The sequence below is a fragment of the Pseudomonas defluvii genome, from assembly GCF_001695625.1.
Taxonomy (GTDB): domain Bacteria; phylum Pseudomonadota; class Gammaproteobacteria; order Pseudomonadales; family Pseudomonadaceae; genus Aquipseudomonas; species Aquipseudomonas defluvii.
Map to the genome: position 1 here is coordinate 1 of NZ_MBPN01000303.1, position 735 is coordinate 735.

Below are 735 nucleotides of genomic sequence, written 5' to 3' on the forward strand. Positions count from 1 at the left end.
CTCATGTTCCCGCGGCTCGCCCGCAATTTCGTGAAAAACGGGTACTTCCCGACCGACGAACCCACGCTCGAAAGAGCGCTCAACGCATTGATGCCCAGTAACTCTGAATCCAATGGGCCGATGTGCATCCTCGATCCCTGCGCCGGCGAAGGCGTGGCAATCGCTGAAGCGGCTCATGCCCTGGGGCGCGAGCATGCCAAGGCGTTCGCCGTCGAGTTCGACGCAGAGCGGGCGCGCCATGCCCGTGGTCTGGTCGATCACTGTCTGCACGCGGACCTGATGGACACGATGATCTCCAAGCAGTCCTTCGGTCTGCTCTGGCTCAATCCGCCGTATGGCGACCTGTCCAAGGACGTCAACGGCAACATTGGCTATCAAGGTCAGGGCCGAGCCCGCCTCGAAAAGCTGTTCTACCAGCGCACGCTGCCCCTGTTGCAGTACGGCGGCGTGCTGGTCTTCATCGTCCCCGGCTACGTGCTCGATGCCGAGCTGGTCGGCTGGCTGACACGCCACTACACCGACCTGCGGATCTATCGAGCGGTGGAAACGCAGTTTAAGCAGGTGGTGATCTTCGGGCGACGGGTGCGTCAGCGTGAGCAGACACCCGATGCCGTCAAGGCCGTGCGCAGTCTGTTGCTGCAGATTGGGCTTGGCGAAATCGAAGCCGAGGAGCTGCCGAGCGAATGGCCGTTCCTGCCGTACATCGTCCCCGCCAGCCCGGCGGAGCCGGGGCAT

At 63.1% G+C, this 735-nt stretch carries 1 protein-coding gene; it reads left to right on the top strand.

The features are described from left to right. Positions 1-735: DUF6094 domain-containing protein (locus tag EKA13_RS27450; protein ID WP_245704443.1), on the top strand; the 735-nt coding region annotated here is incomplete at both ends.